Below are 3166 nucleotides of genomic sequence, written 5' to 3' on the forward strand. Positions count from 1 at the left end.
TTTTACAATTCTGAAAATGGTTATAATGTATATTTATTACTTATTAGTATATTATACTAGAATATGTTGAGTTTGAGTAAAATGGGATGACCCTTTACCAAAATGAAAACTTTGCAGAAATGTTATAATTATAACAATGAAATTACTCATAAATCTTACGTGTATAGACAATGAAGTCAATTTATTGTATTAATTTAATATTATTAGAGGTGTAAAATGATTAAAATTATAGATATTCATGAGCAACCGAACTTAGAGAACTTCATAAATACGCATTGTCGGGAAGTAAGTCATATTATTTTAAAAGATAAATATACTCAAGTTAGAGAAGATATTGTAAAAAGTACAGAGCTAGATGACAATTCTTATATAGTCGATTATACAAATAACGGATATTATACAAACGATAGTAGATATATGGGAAAAGCATTTATAACAATATCTGATTGGTTTAATAATGTAACGATTCAACCAAATATTATTTTTGAAAAAGAAGATTTAAAATGGTTAATCACTAACTTTGAATGGGAAAATATTTTTGATATTACTTTAAATGCTTTAATTCATTTAGATGAAATTAAAATAGATTCTCATGTTGTATTTGATTTTTATGATCAAAACCAACCAAGTATACATGGAATAAAAGCTTTGAAAGAGCAAAATCTTGATTCAGAGTCGAAATTTTATATAAATAAATTAGCGCTGCTTAGTTCTATGAATAGTGTGTTTGAAATGAAAGAAGTCAGCTTACCGTATAATGCTAGAACGATTGACAAGATAATGCTGAAAACAAAGTTTAAATTACCAAAAAGTACCTATCAAAATTTAAATAAAAAAGCTGTACAAAAACAGTTGGAATCTATAAACATTTATGAAAAGGATAAAACAAAATTAAAGCCTTATATAGTATTTTTAGGTTTTGATTTTGGATATAGAGGTAATTCAAAGTATTTGTTTGAGTATTTAACAGAACAATATTCGAAATACACGGTATATTTTGTTACCGATGATAAAAAAGGTGATCATTTTATTTCACCTAGTCATATTGAAACAAATGAAATGATAGAAAGAGCTAGTGTCGTGATACTGGAGAGTTATTTACCAGACAATATAAAACCTAATGGAACGATTATCCAATTATGGCATGGTACACCATTAAAACGGTTATTTTTAGATAGTAAAGAACCTAAACAAAATATTGATATTTTTAATTATAGAGCACGTAAGTATAATAAATTAATTAAGCAAGATTATTTTATTACTGATGTTGAATCGATTAACTATGTATTTGAATCTGCATTTCCTATGCAAGACACAAAGATAGTATCTTGTGGTTATCCTAGGAATCAATATTTATTGGAATATAAAAGGGATATGAATGAAATCGAAAGTATTAAACAACTTTTAAATTTAAATAAAGAGAAAAAAACGATTCTATATACGCCAACATGGAGAGATAATAATGATGAAGAATTTTTACTTGAATTTCCTGAAGAAATAAAGTCGAAATATAATATCATCTATAAATATCATGAAGAAGATCATTCTAATAAACATAAGAATTATATTGATACAGCTCAATTTGAAACGCAACAACTTATATTAGTATCCGATATTATAATTAGCGATTATTCATCTATTATATTTGATGCGTTAACGATTGATAAAAAGGTATACTTATATACACCAGACTATAAAGTTTATGACTACAATAGAGGTTTATATAAACATATTTATGAATTAGTAAACGAGAATCAATACTTTGAAAAAGAGGCTTTATTTAAAGCAATATTGAGCGGAGAATATTACGACATTAACGAAAAATTTATTAATAAAAATAATGAATCATACGAAACTATCACAAGTTTGATAGATGAGTCCATGATCTGAAATAGGTGATTATTATGAAATCTTTTACATTTTTAGTTCACAATATATATCATATGGGTGGTACAACTAAATCAATTTCTAATTTGGCAAATATTTTAAGTGAAAAAGGACATAAAGTAAAAATTATTTCAGTTTTCAAAGCAAATCAAAAACCTTATTTTGATTTGCATGAAAAAATTGAAATCAAACCAATTATAGAGTATAACAAAACAGTTAAAGGTTTAACTAATATATTTATGAATAGATTGAATAAATTCACACCTTTACTTAAACCGAAAATAATACATCCGTCTGAGCCAGGGTTACATCAGTTTTCAAATTATATAGAGAAACAAATTATTCGAGAAATTAAAAATGTTCATACAGATATAATTGTAGGTACACGCGCAAGCTATAATATACTTGTTGCAGATTATGGTCCAAGTGATGTCTTAAAAATAGGTATGGAACATATGTATTTACATGCGCATAATGAACAATATCAAAAAAGCATTCTTGAATCTTATAATAAGCTAGATTTGGTAACAACCTTGACGAATGAAGATAAAATGGATTATCAGCAAGGACTGTCAGAAACCAAGGTTATAATAGTACCTAATATTCTTAAAGAAACTAAATATGATATTGCAAAGCAAAATGTTATTACTGCTGCTGGTCGTTTTGAACAAGAAAAAGGTTTTGATTTACTGATCGAAAGTATTAACCATATACAAGAAACTATGAGGAAATACGACTATCAACTTGAAATATACGGTGATGGCCAAGAAAAAGAACATTATAAAAAAATGATACAACAATATGGTATAAGTGATATCGTTCAATTGAAACCAACTACAAATCAACTATCTAAAATTTTAGCATCTAGTAAAATTACCGCAGTTCCATCTAGAGTTGAAGGATTTGGATTAGTCATTTTAGAAGCGATGTATCAAAGTAATATTGTGGTGAGTTATAAAGGTTGCTATGGACCAGAATTTTTAATAGATAATAAAGTTAACGGTTATCTAATAGAACAGCAAGATATAAAGCGTTATGGCAATCAATTGGCATATATTATTGAAAACTATAATAGTGATGAAATACAGAATATTATAAGTTATGGTGAACAAAGAAGTGCCCATTTTGAAGGTGACACAATATATCATCAATTTATTAAAAACATAAATCTGCATATGAAATAGTAGAATCCCTAACAATTCAATTGTTAGGGATTCTTTAATTACGTATTAAGATATTGTAAATATTATATATTTATCTTTCTAATGAATATCTAGAT

Annotated in this window: 2 protein-coding genes; both read left to right on the top strand. The window is 26.2% G+C overall.

The features are described from left to right. Positions 1–216 precede the first annotated feature (216 nt). A complete protein-coding gene (locus tag CD129_RS08795) occupies positions 217–1890 on the top strand; it encodes a CDP-glycerol glycerophosphotransferase family protein (protein ID WP_115337620.1) in 1674 nt (557 codons plus the stop codon). 14 nt (positions 1891–1904) lie between these two features. Continuing rightward, positions 1905–3071 carry a glycosyltransferase gene (locus CD129_RS08800; protein ID WP_107510088.1) on the top strand — a complete coding sequence of 389 codons (1167 nt, stop codon included), beginning with the start codon at positions 1905–1907 and terminating at the stop codon, positions 3069–3071. The last annotated feature ends 95 nt before the right edge of the window (positions 3072–3166 follow it).

Source organism: Mammaliicoccus fleurettii, from assembly GCF_003970575.1.
In the GTDB taxonomy this organism is placed as follows: domain Bacteria; phylum Bacillota; class Bacilli; order Staphylococcales; family Staphylococcaceae; genus Mammaliicoccus; species Mammaliicoccus fleurettii.

Coding starts and splice junctions, on each gene's coding strand:
- CD129_RS08800 (WP_107510088.1), top strand. CDS start 1,905: ATGAAATCTTTTACATTTTTAGTTCACAATATATATCATATGGGTGGT.
- CD129_RS08795 (WP_115337620.1), top strand. CDS start 217: ATGATTAAAATTATAGATATTCATGAGCAACCGAACTTAGAGAACTTC.